Origin of the sequence: Colwellia sp. BRX10-3, from assembly GCF_014077505.1 — a bacterium.
Lineage (GTDB): Bacteria > Pseudomonadota > Gammaproteobacteria > Enterobacterales > Alteromonadaceae > Cognaticolwellia.
The window spans coordinates 1-17675 of record NZ_JACGWA010000002.1 but is presented as its reverse complement, the minus strand read 5'-3'; the positions used below and the strand labels follow the sequence as shown (position 1 = coordinate 17675).

Sequence of the window (17675 nt, the reverse complement as noted above, 5' to 3'; positions counted from 1 at the left end):
TTATAATACGACCTTTTTACGTTGCTCTGCTAATCCCATGGCGAGTATAAAAGGGTTTTGCTTTTGCTGCGCTATAAAATTAGCTTTGCTTTGTAAATTAAGCCAATGATGACTGATCAAACTCTGCGCAACTGCACCACCTAAGGTAGCACCTGGGCCCAAAATAATAAGCTTATCGGGCGCGAATTCTTTAATGGCGACCTCGATCGCTTTTGAAAAGTTGTAAGGTTCTACCACTTGTGTATTAAGCGTGTAGTTATGTAATTGCTCAACATCGCAGCTATAAGGTTGCCACACTTGCCCTAAACCATCGATTAACGGTATTTCAGGCGCATTAAACAGTTGTGCTGACATCAGTTCCACCGCCCGCTTTGAAACATCACTTAGCAGCGGTGTATGAAAAGCCGCATGGTTAAATAAATTCATTGGATAACGATCTTGCACCACAGGCAGTAACGCTTCTAACGCTTTCAAACCGGCCTTGTTACCACCAAATACTATATAGCCACCTAAATTAATCGAGACATAAACTTCACAATCACTTTGTTGATTTGCTTGTGCTAACCATCGCATAACCTTGTGTTCTTGCTCTCGGTCAATATTCCACTCATCGTTAATGATTGGATAAATCATTTGTCCGCCAATCACACCTTTTGTCATCATCGAGCCCATGGTATTAATTAGCTTAATAGCCTGTTTGGGTTTTAATGCGCCAGCAACCGCTAATGCTATATACCAACCCATAGAGTTGCCAGTAACCGCGACAATGTCAAACTCGTCTTTATTAATAGCTTGATAATCTGATAACGCACAAGCATAAATAAGTGCCGAAGCATTTTCACCGGCAGTGTGGGTACGCATGCTGTAATTTTCCATACCATCAAGTTCAGAAACTTTCATTTGCCCTTGGCTGTCGCGAAAATCATCAATCAGAGAAACTATTTCGGTTTTATCGCTATGCAAACGCTGTAAATATCCTAGCTCTTCTTTATTGTATGTACCTCGTCCAGGGCAAATGACTACCGCTCTTTGCTTTTTCTTATTCATGGCCTTTACTGGTGCTTTATCGGTATTTTTTATTGACGAACTCATTGGCAAATCTCCTTCGCAGCATCGACAATGTTCTCAACCGATGGTAATACCTCATAGGCTGCAGCGCCAAGAGGAATAAAGCTATCACTGGCGGTAACGCGTTTTATTTTAGGGCATTCACTTGTTTGCTCATGAATTAAAGTCACTAGAGCTTCACTAATTGAACCGGTTTGACGACATTCATCAACAATAAGCACATGCTCACAATCATTCACTTGCGCCAAAATACCTTGTTCATCTAATGGTGCTAACCAACGTAAATCAACGACACGTGCATCAATTCCCTGCTCTGCTAATTTTGCTTGTGCTTGGCGAGACAAGTAATTGCCATTGCCATACGTTAAAATACACAGTTGTTTGCCTGAGCCAGCAACTTTAACGCCTAAATCGATACTGCTGTCTGCCAATTCAGGAGGCTGATACTCAAAGGTCCATAAACCATCACCTTCTTGATGTAAGTCTTTCGCCATGTACAACGCTATTGGCTCTAAAAATATCACCATACGTTGTTGCTCTTGCGCTAAACGCACACTGGCGCGCATCATTTCAACTGCATCGGCACCATTTGACGGACAAGCGATGATTAATCCTGGAATATCGCGAAAAACGGCAAAAGAGTTATCATTATGAAAATGCCCACCAAAACCTTTTTGGTAGGCTAAACCCGCAATGCGGATCACCATGGGATTAGTAAATTGGCCATTTGAAAAAAACGGTAATGTCGCCGCTTCGCCACGAATTTGATCTTCAGCGTTGTGCACATAAGCTAAAAATTGAATTTCAGGTATAGGTAAAAAACCATTGTGCGCCAAACCAATGGCGGTACCTAAAATCGTTTGCTCATCTAGCAAGGTATTGATCACTCGGCTTTTGCCAAACCGTTCACATAACTTTGCCGTAACGTTATAAACGCCGCCTTTTTTGCCAATATCTTCACCGCACATAACAATACTGGGATATTCAGCCATCAAGTCCATCAATGCCCAGTTAATCAATTTTGCTAAATGCTGTTTTTTAGGCAGGTTATGTTTCTCATGTTTAAAAATTTCTGCGCGAGTTTTATCGCTAACTAACACTGAATTACGTGCTTTAGTCACGCTAGGTATAATGCTTGCCATTACGGCATCAGCACTGGTCAGTTTTTCTTTGCTAGCGGCATTTTCAGCAATAACCTCAATGCGCTTTTCAACGTTTTGATAAATGCCGATCAGCTCTTCAGCCGTTAAAATATTATTTTCTAAGATAATGCGCGCGGTGTGTAATAAAGGGTCTTGAAACTCTGTTGCGGTAATGTCAGCCATATCACGGTAAACAAACTCAGCATCAGAGCCTGCATGCCCCAAAATACGTACAGTGCGGATATGTAAAAACACGGGTTTACGCAATTCTCGAGCAATTCGTTCAGCTTCTTTTGCGGTTTTATAGGTATCTAAAATATTCAAACCATCACAATAGAGATAAGTTAAACCGGCTCTATTTTCATAATTAGCGGCGATCCAGCCTTCCGGTGTGGCAGTTGAAATACCAATACCATTATCTTCACAGACAAAAACAATTGGCATAGGAATAGACTGATAAGCCGCCCAAGCTGTGCTGTTAATTGCCCCTTGAGTAGTTGAATGATTCGATGAAGCATCACCAAAATTACAAATAATGACGCCATCGTCTGGGATTTCACCTTTATGCGCTAAACGTTTTGCTAACGGAATGCTGTATGCAGCGCCCATCGCTTTAGGCAAATGCGACGCTATGGTGCTGGTTTGTGGCGGAATAGAGAGCGATTTACTACCAAGCACTTTATGACGACCACCAGAGATAGGGTCATCTTTTGATGCCGCAAATGACAATAGCATGTCATATAAAATCGTTTGTCCTGGTACTTGCTTACTGCGCTGAATAACAAAAGCGCCGCTGCGATAATGCAAAAATGCCATATCTGTCGGACGAAATGCCTTGGCATAAGCAGCATTACCCTCATGACCTGAGCTACCAATAGTATAAAAACTTTGACCTTTTTTCTGCATCACACGTGATTGCAAATCAAGGTGGCGACTCATTACTTGGGTTTCAAATAGATCAATAACTTCAGCTGAACTTAATCCAACATCACTAGGAGTTAAAGTACAAGTTGATTCAGGCAAGGTTTGGGCGCGAACAAAGTTAATAAAGTTTTCTTTCACCACCTGATTACGATCAGACATGATATCTCCACGGGGAATTTTTATTATTGTGGTTTAAAACTAATGCTGTATGGCTTCATGAAGCATTAAAAAAAGCTTAAATAAAAGGCGTATCAAATACGCCTTATCCAGTGTTTTAGTAAAATGCTTGTAAACCAGTTTGTGCTCTACCTAGTATCAGGGCATGCACATCATGTGTACCCTCATAAGTGTTAACCGCTTCAAGGTTCATCATATGACGAATAATATGAAACTCATCAGCAATACCGTTACCACCATGCATATCACGAGCCATGCGAGCAATTTCTAATGCTTTACCACATGAATTACGTTTGATCAGCGATATAGCTTCTGGTGCTAATTGATCCGAATCCATTAAACGACCTACTTGTAAGCAAGCTAATAAACCCGTGGTGATATCGGTTTGCATATCGGCTAATTTTTTCTGAATTAACTGTGTTGCCGCCAAAGGACGACCAAATTGTTCACGGTCTAGTGTGTACTGACGAGCACCATGCCAACAAAATTCTGCCGCACCTAAAGCGCCCCAAGCAATGCCATAGCGAGCTTTGTTCAAACAACCAAATGGGCCGGATAAACCTTTAACATTTGGGAGGATATTATCACTAGGTACAAAAACGTTATCCATAACGATTTCACCAGTAATGGATGCTCGTAATGAAAATTTACCTTCAATTTTTGGTGCACTTAAACCTTCCATGCCTTTTTCTAAAACAAAACCACGAATCACGCCATCAAGTTTGGCCCAAATCACAAAAATATCTGCCACAGGAGAGTTCGTGATCCACATTTTATTACCCGTAATGCGATAACCGCCATCAACCGCAGTAGCATGTGTAGTTAAACTACCAGGATCTGAACCTGAATTTGGCTCAGTTAAGCCGAAACAACCAATGTATTCACCAGACGCTAGTTTAGGTAAATATTTCATCCGTTGCTCTTCACTGCCGTAAGCATAGATTGGATGCATAACTAAAGATGATTGCACGCTCATCGCACTGCGATAACCACTATCTACACGCTCAACTTCTCGAGCAACTAAGCCGTAAGTAACATAATTCACGCCTGCACAGCCATATTTTTCAGGTAATGTAGCGCCTAATAAGCCCAGTGCACCTAGTTCGCGCATAATTTCAACATCAAACACTTCATTTCGGTTAGCCATTAATATTCTTGGCATTAGTTTTTCTTGGCAATATTGATGCGCACTGTCACGGATCATTCGCTCCTCTTCAGACAATAAAGATTCCAATAAAAGTGGATCTTGCCATTTAAACGAGGGACGGTTTGCACTGCTTGAATTAGACATGAAATTACCTGTTAAGCTGAGAAATAATTAAGTGCAAAAATAATAAGCAAATACTAGCCAAAGTTAAAACATTATTTTCCTTTAACTGATATAGTTTAAAGCTATACCTAAGTTAACTAAGTTTATTATGGATTTAAAATCACTGAATTATTTTATTTCAGTCTATGAGTTAAAAAGTTTTAGTGCTGCTGCAAAAGCGTGTTTTATCGCCCAGCCTTCAATATCTGCAGCAATAGCACAACTTGAGCAACAACTGAAAGTACAACTTTTTATTCGCCATGCACGTGGTGTAACGCCTTCAGAGCAAGGTAAAAAACTATTTCCATTGGCCAAACAGCTGTTAGGGCAAGCAGGCGCAATAAAAAACGTTTTTTCAGAAAAAACCCATAAGCAACCCTTTAACTTAGGTGTTACCCGCGGCTTAGGTGTTGAACGCATGAGCTTATTATTAAAAGAATTCACCTCGGCAAACCCTTCTGTCGAACTGACTTTAGTACCACATACTGAAAATGTTGATGCGCGTATTATTCTAAAAGATGAATTACAGGAAAATGAGCAGTATATTGACATGTGGAATGAAGATTATTTACTTGCCGTACCTTATGATCATATATTTGCCCTCGAAGATACCGTCACAATTCAGCAGTTAGACGGTTTACCTTTTATTCAGCGAATGCCTTGCAGTGCTTGGGATCACCTACAAGACACTTTAGCGATCGCCGGTATTAGTCTCGACGTGCGAGCAAAAATCACCACCATAGATTATGCACTTGGCTTGGTACATGCTGGTTTAGGCTGCGCATTTTTACCCGCACACAGTGAAATTATTAAACGCAGTGACGTGGTATTTAGGCCAATAGTCGGCTTACAACTCACACGAGAAATTGTATTGGCATACACAACATCGTCAAAAGCCATCAATAACTTAAAGCGTTTAGCCCATAAACATGCACATTAGACATTGCTGATAATGGAGCAAACTCGTCTATTTTCTAGACAGCTCACTGAGCGGCGCACCCATAAAATCTAACGTTTTGGCAAATTTCTAACAAAGTAATGAAAACTTCCCATCTAATCAGCTATGCCTTAACATACTAAGAATATTAGGCGCCTAAATGGCTTCATATTTTAACAAATCAATCACCAATACATGACTCAGTCTATACCAAATAAAATATTAGCATTAGTCTTACCACAATTTGGTTATGCTATTGAAAGTTGCCACATATCTTTGCTTGGCAATGGCCTGATAAATAACACTTACTTAGTGAAAACTGCTGATAAAACCTTTGTATTACAGCGTTTAAATCAACAGGTTTTTAATGCTCCTCTACAGGTAACTAATAATGCCGACCTGATCAGCTCGCACTTAAAACTAAAATCCGAAAATAAAAACTACGCTTTAACGCCTGTTTACCAACTTCGCAGCAACGACGATAATAACTATGTCAAAGTACAAGAACAATATTGGCGAAGCCTCGACTATATTCCTCACTGTTATACTGTAGAATCAATAACTAACGTAGAGCAAGCTAGTGCTGTCGCCAATGCCTTTGCTCAATTCACTAATGCACTCAGTGATTTTAACAGCGAAAACTTAGCTGAAATAATTGCTCAGTTTCATGATTTATCCATGCGTATTAAACAATTTGAACAGGCAATTGAACAGTCTTCAGATAAGTTATTAATATCCGCCCAGACAAGCGTTGAATTTATTCAATCTCAGGACATTTTTATCAAGAGTATCGCTGAAATAACTAAAAAACTGCCTTTGCGTGTCACCCATAACGACACAAAAATTAACAATCTACTTTTTAGTAAAGAGACTAACAAGCCAATCGCAGTGATTGATCTAGATACTTGTATGGCAGGTTATTTAATGCATGATTTCGGCGATATGGTACGCACTTGTTGTGCGTCAATTGCTGAAGATAGCGATGATCTCGATAATATGACCATTGATTTTGAGATGATAATGGCATTAACAAATGCCTACGTTGCAGGCTTTAATGGCTCGTTAAGTACTATTGAACAAAAAAGTTTATTATTTGGCATTAAGTTAATGCCATTTATGCTCAGCATTCGGTTTTTAACTGACTTTTTAAATGGCGATATTTATTTTAAAACCACTTACGCCACGCACAATTTAGTCCGAGCAAAAAATCAATTACACCTGTATAAGCTATTTTGTCAGCAAGAAGCTTTATTAACTGAAATAGTATTATCAACTCCAGTATCCCCTGTTTCATAAGATAAAATAGCCACCATATTGGTAATGTCCTTCAGTTAAGAACAAAAAGCTCTACTGGGTACAAAATCACTGATGCTGACACTAAATAGAGAAGTTATCCATTATACTTAACGGGTTATAAAAATAGATATCCCATTAATAAATGCCGTTCAAGTTAAGTGACCGACATTTATTGTAAACACAATTTTTTTGTCAAAAACGATCCATCATTAAGGAAGGTACTTGTTCTCTAGTGATTAATCCGTTCGCATCATGGCTATAACATCTTTAAACTTTTTCATAGACTGAAAAATCTAACTGATACTGGTTTTTCTCATCGCTTGGACGAATATCACTCGCGACCTTTTTCCAAACAGCTAAATCATATTCAGGGAAATAAGTATCTCCATCGATATCAGCGTCGATATGGGTAATATAAAGTCGTTGTGCCGCCGCTAAGCAATGTTGGTAAATAGCACCACCACCGATAACCATAACTTCTTCACTTTCAATAACCAAAGCTAAAGCTGCAGCAACAGAATTAACCACTTCAACGCCCTCGACTTGATAGGTATCGTCTCGCGAAATAACTATATTTTTCCGCCCAGGTAAAGGCCGACCAATAGATTGAAAAGTTTTTCGCCCCATAATAATGGGTTTACCTAAAGTAGTTTTTTTAAAGTAAGCCAAATCAGCCGGCAAGTGCCACGGCATATCATTGTTTTTTCCGATTACACGATCATTGGCGTGCGCCACTATCATTGAAAGTATGGTCATGAGGTTTGTTTAATTCTTAGTGCGGCTATATTTTAAAATATTATACGTTATTACTGACAACATAAAAGATGCAATTGTATTAGTGCAAATACACCTTTATATAAGTTTATGTAAAATATCATATGTGATATTCAACTTTTCCTAAGTAGTATTATTACTCAGTAACATAGGCGGCTTGTTTATCAACTGCTGCTAATTTTTTATATCCATAATACATGAGGAGTAATGAAAGGCAGTTAGGTAGAGTCTTGACCGGATTCAATATATCTAGCAGCTAACAAATCAGCATGGTGTAAAGCCTAACTTACCATCAAATGAGAAAAACTTAACACCATTACTATGCTGCCATGCTCTTTATTACTGTTATCTTCATGGTAGTTACAATTCAACTTGATCTTCTTTCTTAGCGCCTAAAGCGTCGACAAAAGCTTGTAATCCTGATTGCACTAACTCATAGGTTTTATCAATATTACCCGCAACATCACCCTCTAATACTTTTAAACCGCCGAGAATATCTTTGGCTTCACTAAAACCTTGATCGATGCCGCCACTAATAATGTCAACAAAAGCGGTTAACGATTCTTCTTCACTCATTTGTGGGTTTTGTTCGCGATATGAACTCAAGAACTGAGTGCTAAAAGAGACGATACGCTCTGCGGTCGCTTCAGGACTAAAATCAATACCTGACTCGTAAGCGTCTTCAACACTTTTCTCAACACCTATTTCTTTTAGAGCTTCATTTATTCCCTGTAAGGCGGTTTTTAATACCAATGACAGTGGCTGATCGCCGATTGTCGTATTGTACTTAAGCGTTGATTCTATAATTGCCGCATTAAGCTGCTTTTTACTGCTGAGAGAAATAGACTCTTGCTCTTTGCCAATTTTTTTATCATGTGCAAGCTCCGATACTTGCTGCCCCATTGGCTTGATATCATTTTTGTCCGGCGCTTTTGCTAATACTCGAACATCTTGGCTGTAGGTATCATTAGGTTTAATTGGTGAGCTCATAAAATTTACCTCTGTTGATCAAAGCATATATAAGATTATCGGCACGGTTGAGTATAACTTAAGTTTCAAGCTGTATATATTTTCAGCAACCCAAGGTGACATTAATGAAACAAAAGTTGATATTACCCTTTGCTTCCCTCTTAGTAACTATAACGAGATAACTGCCAATGGTATTTATGATTGCTTAATGCTTGAGGGCTCAATTGAACTATTGTTATTTATGGTGGTGCTTAATTAACTGCAAGCACATTATTGTTGTTAGAAACGGGTGATAATAAGAGGGAATTTTCAATCAAGTTTTTATACTTCAGGTTGTGGCTATTTTTGAGTGCCATAAGCTGCAGATATCAAGTAAACATCTATTAATTTTCAAATAATTTAAAACTTTCTTTATTGCTATTTTTTGCTTTATACATAGCTACATCTGAATTTACCATTAAAGTCTTCTCGTCATTCCCATGCTCTGGAAACATTGCTATACCTATACTTGAAGAAATTGTGATCTTATTTTTTTCAATATAAAAAGGTTTAACAAGTGCTGTACAAATGTTCTCTGCCATTTTAACAGCATCATTTTTTGTGCTGATAAAAGGAAGTATGATGACAAATTCATCTCCCCCGAGACGAGCTACAGTATCACTCTCTCTGTGAACAACATCTGTGATGCGTTGTGCAACCTTTACTAATAATTTATCACCAATTCTGTGACCATATGTATCATTAACAGGTTTGAATTTATCTAAATCAAGCATAAGTAAGGCGAGTAATTTTTCATCTCGCTTACATTGAGCCAAAGATTGATGCAGTTTCTCCGATAATAAGCGGCGATTAGGTATATTTGTCAAAGGATCATATAGAGCAAAGTATTCTAATTTATGCTCATAGGCTTTTCTTTCGCTAATATCTTCAATAATACCTAATACAATTTTTCTTCCGTCTGTATCTGTTAATGCCACACCACTAATATTGATAGGGTATCTTGTGCCATCTTTTCGGATATATTCTTTTTGATTTGGGCCAAAACGTCCTGTTTCTTCAAGATCTTTAATTTGTTGGCGTTCCTGCTCTTCATATTCTTTAGGAGTAATATCCCAATAACTTAAATTAATAAATTCATCCCTTGTATAAGCGGTTGAGATTAAAACAGCGTTATTAACCTCAAGAAAATTTCCTGTTTCTGCATCAACTACGGCCATACCAACAGATGATAATTGAAACATTGTTGAGAATTTATTTTCTGAGCGCAGTAGCATGAGTTCTAGTGCATTATCATGATTATCTATAAGGCTTGCCATGTGTAGGTATACTCCTTTAATACTGTAATTAACTTTAAGTTAAAAAACGCATAGAGTAAAATATAATCGATCTTATCTAATGTTAAGCTTATAACTCATATTTACAGTCGACTTCCATATTCTCCACACTTTAAATCTGTAAGGTCTGTTTGATAATATTAAATTAGAAATGATGTACCGAAAGCTTTAAGTGCTATATGTTAACGGTATTAGTAATTTATGAATGAAAAATGCATGGTGTTAAAAGCAGATTTAAAACATTTTCTGGACGAAGAAGGCAAGGTATTAGAGCTTACAAAGCAAGCAAAAGCAGTTTTCAAATTTCTGAGCAAAATTGTGTCATCGGTTACTGAACAAATCGAACAGCCAGTTATTGAGGTGGATTTAAAATGCAGTACCCGTGCTGAAAAGCTGTATTGTGATGGAAGCATTCAAGCAACGTCTACAGCAATTGGCCTAATTGAGTGGCATTGCGATTCCTGTCATGCTTGTGGAACAATATCTAATTGGCAAGGAAGTATCTGGGATAAACAGGAACGCACACTCCATTAATACAGAGTTCAGTTCGAACCAATTTAATCACAGAACAATACAGAACAACGATATAAAATTGAACCGAATTGGCATGTCAGCTTGCTTAGTTAAAGACTGGAATTTAATTTTAAAGTGAAGTAAATATAAGTCTACTGCTTCATCGTAATAACTAGGTTATCTTCAACAACCTTCAATTTTTCAAGTAAGACCTTTCGTGAATCTGCAGACATAAGTACATGGCCAACTTCACTACTGGTACTGTCTCGTTCTGCAACTTCAGACCCAGGTTCGATTTTAAATTTGAATTGTTCGACTTCCTTAAGTTCCTTAAGCTTTTCTAAGCCAGAAATTTCATCAACAGTACCTGCCCCTGGATGAATCATAAACACACACGCACACTTTTTTGCTTTTACAGGTAATGGCTTGGGTGTCGCACCTGTCTCTAGTTCAACATAAATTTTCCATGGATTGAAGCCGTAAGCATACTCAATAAGCTCCATATAGTAGCCACCTGGTGGTCGCACTGCCATTTCGCCGAATATTGGGCCATTCTTTGTCAGGTAAAATTCAGCATGAGTCATGCCGTTTTTAACGCCAAATCCAGTAATTACGCGATCGTTTATTTTTATGATCTCGTTTTCTAAATCTTGTTCAAATGATGCAGGTACTATTGATTTCTTCCATTGATGAAGGTACTCGGTGATATTGTGAAAGATAGGAGTGCCGTTATGAATTAAGGTTTCTACACTGACTTCAGTCCCTTCGACAAAGGCTTCTGCCAGTAGACCAGGTTTTGCATGAGCCTTAACCTCATCTAGACTCTCCAACACCATAACCCCCCTTGCTCCTGATTCAGCTACAGGTTTAACAACAAGTGGCAGTCCCAATTTTTCGACCAATGCTTCTGGCGTATCTTTTTCAACGATGAGATGAAATTTTGTAATAGGTATATTGTACTTTAAGGCTTCCAGCTTCATTTCGTTTTTATTATGCAAAATGTTGGTAATGTTAAGCGGAGTGCCGGTAAGTTTGAATTCCTCGCGGATCATAGCCGCAATATCCACGCTTGACTCAGTCGCAGCAATAACGAACTCGATATTAAATTTTTGAATAGCCTCTATATCGGTGGTTGCAAGTCGTTTTTCACAACTTTTAAATGGTGTTTCAATCCAGCCCGCCAAATTTTTTTTTCGACTTTCGTGTAGAAGACCGTCACTCCATAAAAACACCTTATGCTTCATTCTTAATGCTGCGCGATAACATCGGCCTCTTCTACCAACAATTAATACATTAGCCATTAAATATCCTAGATAATCACAAAGCCGAATTCCTATTTCCTGAGTTTAGTCAACCTACATAGATTAATATACAAGAATATCTGCATCGTTTAGTTCAAAATAAGAATGGAATGAGGGATATCTCAGATGTTCACCCACAAAAAAGCCTCGATATTGCTATCGAGGCTTTATGTAAAATTGGTGAGATTGACGCATAAGCCGGGTTTTGTATCTCTTCCGAAGAAAAGTGACAATCATTCGTCTAGGCCTTAAATCGCTCTAAGGCTCAAGCAACCTACCCGGTTTCCACGCGAGCCACGCTTATACTAAACTAACTTGCGTTAACTTAGTCATGAAACCCTATTTGGTCTTGCTCCGGGTGGAGTTTACCTTGCAATTACTGTTACCAGCAATCCGGTGCGCTCTTACCGCACCCTTTCAGCCTTACCTGTGAAGTTCCTAAGAACAACCATCGGCGGTCTTCTCTCTGTTGCACTTGTCGTGGGCTCGCGCCCCCCAGGCGTTACCTGGCACCCTGCTCATTGGAGCCCGGACTTTCCTCCCCTCTATCTGTCTACCTCTTATTAAAATAAGCGGCACAACGATAAAGCAGCGATTGTCTCGTCAACTCGGGGCGCATTCTACTTGATATTATTGTGCTTGGAAAGCCATCTATTGTTATTAAATTATCTATTAAGCGTCTTTCATTGCTAAGGCATATTCATAAAGTGCATTTTTCTTCACACCATGAATTTCTGCGGCAATTGCACAAGCTTTTTTCGGCTTCATTTCTGACAACAATAACTTCAATGTTGCTACTACATGGGCTGGAATATCATTTGGATCGATCTTTTTACCTTCTATGATCAGTACCATTTCACCTTTAAGCTGATTTGGATCGGCTTGTAAAAAAGTTAATAAGTTTTCGGCAGTATCTGAATGGATAGTTTCAAAGGTTTTGGTTAGTTCTCGCGCCATAACCACATAACGCTCGCCGCCAAGAGTTTTAACGATATCTTCAACGGTATCAATGGCGCGGCGTGGTGCATCATAAAACACCATAGTGCGTGATTCATTGGCTAATTCGTTTAATGTTGATTGTCGCGCACCTGTTTTTGACGGTAAAAAACCTTCAAAGGTGAATCTGTCAGTTGGTAATCCGGCAACAGAAAGCGCCGCTATTGCCGCGCAAGCCCCCGGAATGGGTGAAACATTAAGCCCTTGTTGACGACAGTGACGTACCAAATGAAAACCCGGATCGCTAATCAAAGGTGTACCCGCGTCTGACACTAAAGCAACGCTCTTTCCTTCTTTTAGAAGAACCGCAATTTGTTCTTGGCGCTGACGCTCGTTATGATCATGCATCGACATGGTTTTATTTTTAATCGTATAGGCTGATAACAAACGTTGGGTATGCCGGGTATCTTCACAGGCAATAACATCAACCTGTTCGAGTATATCTCGCGCCCGTTGACTAAGATCACCTAAGTTACCTATGGGTGTGGCAACAATATATAAGGTGCTGGGCAGAATTTGAGAATCCGACATAATAAAATACTTGTGTTGAGACTGAAGAGGATGAAGTTTATTATAAAGCACTATTAAAAAGTATGGATTTATTAACTTTGACACTTACTAAATGGTTTTCGTCTTATAAAAGTAGCCTTTGTGCGTTTGTAGCTGTGGTTATTTTGGCCAGCTGCTCAACAACTAAACAAAGTAAACCAGCACCGTCAACTTCAAAACAAGCTGACGTTATGCAAGAGTTTGAAACAAACTTAACCGCTGAGCAATTAATTGCTCAAGCTTCATCACAAGTTTCTTCAAACCAGCAAGATGAAGCCGTGGCTTCGTTATTAAACGCAAGTGAGTTATATTTAGCACAAGCTAAACCACATAAAGCACTTTGGTTAGCTAAACAACTTGAAGTATTAGCACCATCTCCAGCGCAACAATATCGCCTCGCCATTATTGAAGCTAAAAGTTATTTAGCCTTAGCAAAAATCCCAAAGGCTTATATCGCGCTAGAAAATGCCAATAGCATTAGAGAAAAAGCACAACTTGTTCACCAGATTGATTATTTTCAAACACTGGCCAACGTGCAAACACAACGAAACCTGCCAATTGTGGCGCTCGATGCAAACTTAAGAGCCTTTGCTGTAAATTCACAATCAACTGACAGCGATATTGAACTAATTTGGCAGCAGTTTTGTCAATTATCGCCTTGGCAGCATCAACAGTTAGTTAAAATGTCTCCACCAAATATTAAAGGTTGGAGTAAACTGATCACTTTTGCTAATAAATTTGGTGATGACGACGCTAGACTTCAACGCTACTTAAGCCAATGGCAACGAGAGTTCAGTACTCATCCTGCGCAATATATTGTTGGGAATTTAATCCTACAAGAACCAGTATTAACCAGTGAATATCAAAACATTGCTATTATTATTCCACTTTCCGGTAAACAAGAACGTGCCGGTAAAGTAGCACAGCAAGGCATACTCGCCGCTTATGATATTAATAGCGCTAAAACCTTACATTTTATTGATTCAACAACCCTAGACATGACCACGTTAAATGCCAAACTGATAGAGCTAAAAATTGACTATGTTATTGGCCCGTTACTTAAACAAAATGTTAACAGTTATTTAGCCCAAACAGAGATAACGCTTCCTACGCTTTTACTTAATTTACCAGCAAGCATTGCATTATTGCCACATCAAGTTGCCCTTTCAATGCGACCAGAAGATGAAGCGATTCAAGCGGCAACAACATTGAGCCGTCAACAGTATCAATATCCAATAATATTAAGCCATCAAGACAGTGCCAGTCGTCGCATCGCGAAAACATTTAGCCAACAATGGCAACATATAACAGGTAAGGCACCTGAAACGGTATTTTTCAATAGTGATGCGAAAATGCAAAATCAACTTAAAGCTAGTCTTGGTGTTGATCTCAGCCAGCAACGCACAAAAGAGTTAAATCGCCACATTAAATATTCAATTAAAAGTGAATTACGTAACCGCCGCGATATTGATATGATTTACGTAGTAGGTTTACCGCTAGAAACTAAACTTTTAAAACCTTACATTGACGTTAACATCAGCCCATTTGCCGATATAATTCCAGTATTTGCGAGCTCGCGCAGCCACAGTTCTAAAATAGATAAAAGTGATAATCGTGACTTATCCGGTTTAACATTTACTGAAATGCCTTGGCAATTGCGCAGTAAGCAACAAAATAAAGCCTTAGCAGCACAAGCCAAAAAACTTTGGCCTAATCGCAGCGATAGTTTACAGACCATCTTTGCCATGGGTTTTGATAGTTTGTCTTTAGTCGATAAAATTTCTGCCATGAAAAATAAAACTTATGTCAGGCATTATGGTCAAACGGGTATATTGCAATTGGGCAAAGATAACATTTTAACCCGAAGCTTAATTTGGGGTAAATACAGCCGCAGCAAGGTACAAGAAATTGCTATGGACTAACAAAACAAACACAGTAACCACAGGTAAAAATAGTGAGCAATTAGCCGCCAACTATTTAGGCCAAAATGGCTTACTATTAAAGACATGTAACTTTCAAAATCGCCGTGGTGAAATTGATTTAATCATGACTGAAAATGACACTTGGGTGTTTGTAGAAGTGAAATATCGCAAAAATAATCACTTTGGTGGCGCCATTGCTGCTGTTTCAGCTAAAAAACAGCAAAAAATTAGACAATGTGCAGCATTTTATCTGCAACAAGCCGGATTAAATGAATATAATACCCCTTGCCGATTCGATGTTATCGCGATGCAAGGCGATATTAATAACCCAGAAATTACTTGGCTTAAAAATGCCTTTTAATCAATGCCTTTTATGAACTGAAACAACGGAGCTAAGTCCACCATGTTAGAACGGATAAAAAGTAATTTTACTGAAAGCATACAAACAAAAATTGCCGCCAGCGAATTATTGGCTGGGCCAATTGAACAAGCCGGAATGACTATGGTACAAAGTTTATTAGCCGGCAATAAAATATTAGCCTGTGGTAATGGTGGCTCAGCCGGTGATGCACAGCATTTTTCCGCCGAGCTATTAAATCGTTACGAAACAGAGCGTCCGCCGTTGCCAGCAATTGCCTTAACGACCGACACGTCAACCATTACCTCTATTGGTAATGACTATCATTTTGATGAAATTTTTTCAAAGCAAGTACGAGCGTTGGGTAACAATGGAGATGTATTACTCGCCATCTCTACCAGTGGTAACTCTCGCAACGTTATTAAAGCCATTGAAACTGCGGTATCTCGCGACATGCCAATTATTGCCTTAACCGGTGGTGACGGCGGTGATATTGCAGGCCTGCTGGGTGAAAACGATGTTGAAATTCGTGTACCTTCAAGTCGAACTGCGCGAATTCAAGAAGTGCACCTAGTGGTTATTCATTGCTTATGTGACATTATAGATACTACATTATTTCCGCAAACTGAGGCTTAGTATGTCGATAAAATCAATTGTCAGCATAATTACACTTGCTGTATTGCTACAAGGGTGTGTTGCTGCCGCTGTTGTTGGCGTTGTTGGTGGTGCAAGCGTTGCAACCGACAATCGCTCTTTGGGCAATCAAATAGACGACCAAAAAATTGAAATTGATGCGCATGCAAAGATCAATAAAATCGACGCTTTAAGTGACAATACCAACCTGCAAGTCATTAGTGTTAACGGCAGTGTATTAGTCATTGGGCAAGCGCCTAATAGCTATTTGCGTGATCAAGCTATAAAAGCGATAAATGAGGTTAATGGTGTTAAACAACTACATAATCAAATTCGCATAAGTAACACGATATCTTTTACCACAAAAACGAATGACGTTTGGTTAACGTCAAAAGTAAAAACCTCTTTATTTGGCACTGACAAGTTAGATGCTACAAATATTAAAGTGGTAACAGAAAATGGCGAAGTATTTCTAATGGGCTTAGTCACAAAAACACAAGCGACTATAGCGGTAGATATTGCTCGCAATGTTAGCGGCGTTAACCGAGTGTTTAAAATATTCGAATATGTTGAAGAAAACCAAGTTGACTAATTGATTAAGCTCTAAGGTTTTCATTCTCGCCTGAACATAAAAAAGCAAACCAATAGGTTTGCTTTTTATTTTGAATTTTTGATGATTTACAACCTACGTAAATCATTTACCTTTTAATAAAGTTACCCAATACTTGCTGTTTGTTCACTACCTATCAATAACTCATGCTTTAGCCATTGAAATGCCTGTTGCCACTCAAGTTCTAAGCCTGAAAAAGTACAACTATTCCACTTGTCATATGCGCGTATTAAATTTAATTCGTCTACAATGACTTTGCTTTTATCTGAGTAATAAACAAAAGCAATAGCTTTTAACCCCTCATAAGAGCCTATGGATAATTGTGCTTCATAACTATAAGTATATTCATTGATTCTGTTGATAAGCATGCCAAAACCACCAAAAATATGCGCTTTAAAAAACACATCACACTCTTCAACCATTTCAAGTGATAATTCAATACCTTCATCGATAGTAACTTCAACAATATTTTCAGCTAGTAATGTAAAGTAACCAAAGCTTAATCTATGTTTCATTCTGCTCCTCTAATATAGGTACTTCTTATATAGGCAATTTTTTACTGTAACTATTTAGTTTGCCCCCCTTTTATTCACTACCTATTAACCATAGTGTGTAAATGGGGTTATTCAACTAACAAAATAGCGAAATTCAAAAGCTAAATGCTTAACCGTTGAATTCACTATAAAACTAATTGCCAAATAATTTTTCTAGCCAAGATTTCTTCTTATTTTTTGTCGGCGCTTCTTCACATGCTGTTTCATAAATTAAACCTGTGGTAACTGCAGGTAGTAATTGAGAATTGTTGCAAGCTTGTGTAACCGCTCGGCCACTTTTATTGTCAAAGCGAACTAATTCGACACTTG

General features: G+C 38.6%; 16 protein-coding genes and 1 other RNA gene. 7 read left to right on the top strand and 10 right to left on the bottom strand.

Going from position 1 to position 17675, the window contains the following annotated elements:
- From H4J38_RS05185 to H4J38_RS05175, 3 genes are all read right to left on the bottom strand, one after another.
- Positions 1-1092 carry an ACP S-malonyltransferase gene (locus tag H4J38_RS05185; protein ID WP_182130213.1) on the bottom strand — a complete coding sequence of 364 codons (1092 nt, stop codon included), beginning with the start codon at positions 1090-1092 and terminating at the stop codon, positions 1-3.
- Entirely contained in the window at positions 1089-3293 is a 2205-nt protein-coding gene (locus H4J38_RS05180) for an alpha-ketoacid dehydrogenase subunit alpha/beta (protein ID WP_182130211.1), read from the bottom strand. Before H4J38_RS05180 ends, H4J38_RS05185 begins: the two co-directional genes overlap by 4 nt.
- Before the next feature lie 115 nt (positions 3294-3408).
- Positions 3409-4602, bottom strand: coding sequence for an acyl-CoA dehydrogenase (locus H4J38_RS05175; protein ID WP_182130209.1), 1194 nt, complete (start codon positions 4600-4602; stop codon positions 3409-3411).
- Positions 4603-4729: 127 nt separating this feature from the next.
- Here H4J38_RS05175 and H4J38_RS05170 point away from each other — a divergent pair, with 127 nt between their 5' ends.
- Both H4J38_RS05170 and H4J38_RS05165 read left to right on the top strand, forming a co-directional pair.
- The gene (locus H4J38_RS05170; RefSeq protein WP_182130207.1) at positions 4730-5560 is read left to right on the top strand and encodes a LysR family transcriptional regulator; all 831 of its coding nucleotides are present in this window, start codon (positions 4730-4732) and stop codon (positions 5558-5560) included.
- 192 nt (positions 5561-5752) lie between these two features.
- Complete coding sequence (locus H4J38_RS05165; protein WP_182130205.1) at positions 5753-6853, top strand: phosphotransferase enzyme family protein; 1101 nt, start codon at positions 5753-5755, stop codon at positions 6851-6853.
- A gap of 267 nt (positions 6854-7120) precedes the next feature.
- Here H4J38_RS05165 and folA read toward each other — a convergent pair whose 3' ends face one another.
- From folA to H4J38_RS05150, 3 genes are all read right to left on the bottom strand, one after another.
- Complete coding sequence (gene folA / locus H4J38_RS05160) at positions 7121-7609, bottom strand: type 3 dihydrofolate reductase (RefSeq protein WP_182130203.1); 489 nt, start codon at positions 7607-7609, stop codon at positions 7121-7123.
- A 378-nt stretch (positions 7610-7987) separates the two neighbouring features.
- Positions 7988-8617 (bottom strand): DUF5610 domain-containing protein, encoded by a 630-nt coding sequence (locus tag H4J38_RS05155; RefSeq protein WP_182130201.1) that lies wholly within the window; start codon positions 8615-8617, stop codon positions 7988-7990.
- A 362-nt stretch (positions 8618-8979) separates the two neighbouring features.
- The gene (locus tag H4J38_RS05150) at positions 8980-9912 is read right to left on the bottom strand and encodes a sensor domain-containing diguanylate cyclase (RefSeq protein ID WP_182130199.1); all 933 of its coding nucleotides are present in this window, start codon (positions 9910-9912) and stop codon (positions 8980-8982) included.
- A 234-nt stretch (positions 9913-10146) separates the two neighbouring features.
- Here H4J38_RS05150 and H4J38_RS05145 point away from each other — a divergent pair, with 234 nt between their 5' ends.
- Positions 10147-10464, top strand: a complete 318-nt coding sequence (locus H4J38_RS05145; RefSeq protein ID WP_182130198.1) for a hypothetical protein — start codon at positions 10147-10149, stop codon at positions 10462-10464.
- 131 nt (positions 10465-10595) lie between these two features.
- Here H4J38_RS05145 and H4J38_RS05140 read toward each other — a convergent pair whose 3' ends face one another.
- The 3 genes from H4J38_RS05140 to rsmI all read right to left on the bottom strand — a co-directional run bounded on the left by H4J38_RS05140 (position 10596) and on the right by rsmI (position 13271).
- Entirely contained in the window at positions 10596-11744 is a 1149-nt protein-coding gene (locus H4J38_RS05140; protein WP_182130195.1) for an ATP-grasp domain-containing protein, read from the bottom strand.
- A gap of 177 nt (positions 11745-11921) precedes the next feature.
- An RNA gene (rnpB, locus tag H4J38_RS05135) (RNase P RNA component class A) lies at positions 11922-12355 on the bottom strand.
- A gap of 61 nt (positions 12356-12416) precedes the next feature.
- On the bottom strand, positions 12417-13271 hold the full coding sequence (gene rsmI, locus H4J38_RS05130) for a 16S rRNA (cytidine(1402)-2'-O)-methyltransferase (protein ID WP_182130193.1): 855 nt from the start codon (positions 13269-13271) through the stop codon (positions 12417-12419).
- A gap of 77 nt (positions 13272-13348) precedes the next feature.
- Here rsmI and H4J38_RS05125 point away from each other — a divergent pair, with 77 nt between their 5' ends.
- The 4 genes from H4J38_RS05125 to dolP are packed head-to-tail and all read left to right on the top strand — an operon-like array spanning position 13349 to position 16794.
- Entirely contained in the window at positions 13349-15211 is a 1863-nt protein-coding gene (locus H4J38_RS05125; RefSeq protein ID WP_182130191.1) for a penicillin-binding protein activator, read from the top strand.
- Positions 15198-15572 carry a YraN family protein gene (locus H4J38_RS05120; RefSeq protein WP_182130189.1) on the top strand — a complete coding sequence of 125 codons (375 nt, stop codon included), beginning with the start codon at positions 15198-15200 and terminating at the stop codon, positions 15570-15572. Before H4J38_RS05125 ends, H4J38_RS05120 begins: the two co-directional genes overlap by 14 nt.
- 42 nt (positions 15573-15614) lie before the next feature.
- Positions 15615-16205 carry a phosphoheptose isomerase gene (locus H4J38_RS05115; protein WP_182130187.1) on the top strand — a complete coding sequence of 197 codons (591 nt, stop codon included), beginning with the start codon at positions 15615-15617 and terminating at the stop codon, positions 16203-16205.
- Between the two features lies 1 nt (position 16206).
- Positions 16207-16794: a division/outer membrane stress-associated lipid-binding lipoprotein gene (gene dolP, locus H4J38_RS05110; protein WP_182130185.1), complete on the top strand. Its 588-nt coding sequence runs from the start codon at positions 16207-16209 to the stop codon at positions 16792-16794.
- 122 nt (positions 16795-16916) lie between these two features.
- Here the strand turns inward: dolP and H4J38_RS05105 are convergent, their stop codons facing one another.
- Positions 16917-17327, bottom strand: a complete 411-nt coding sequence (locus tag H4J38_RS05105; protein WP_182130183.1) for a hypothetical protein — start codon at positions 17325-17327, stop codon at positions 16917-16919.
- Positions 17328-17675: the final 348 nt, after the last annotated feature.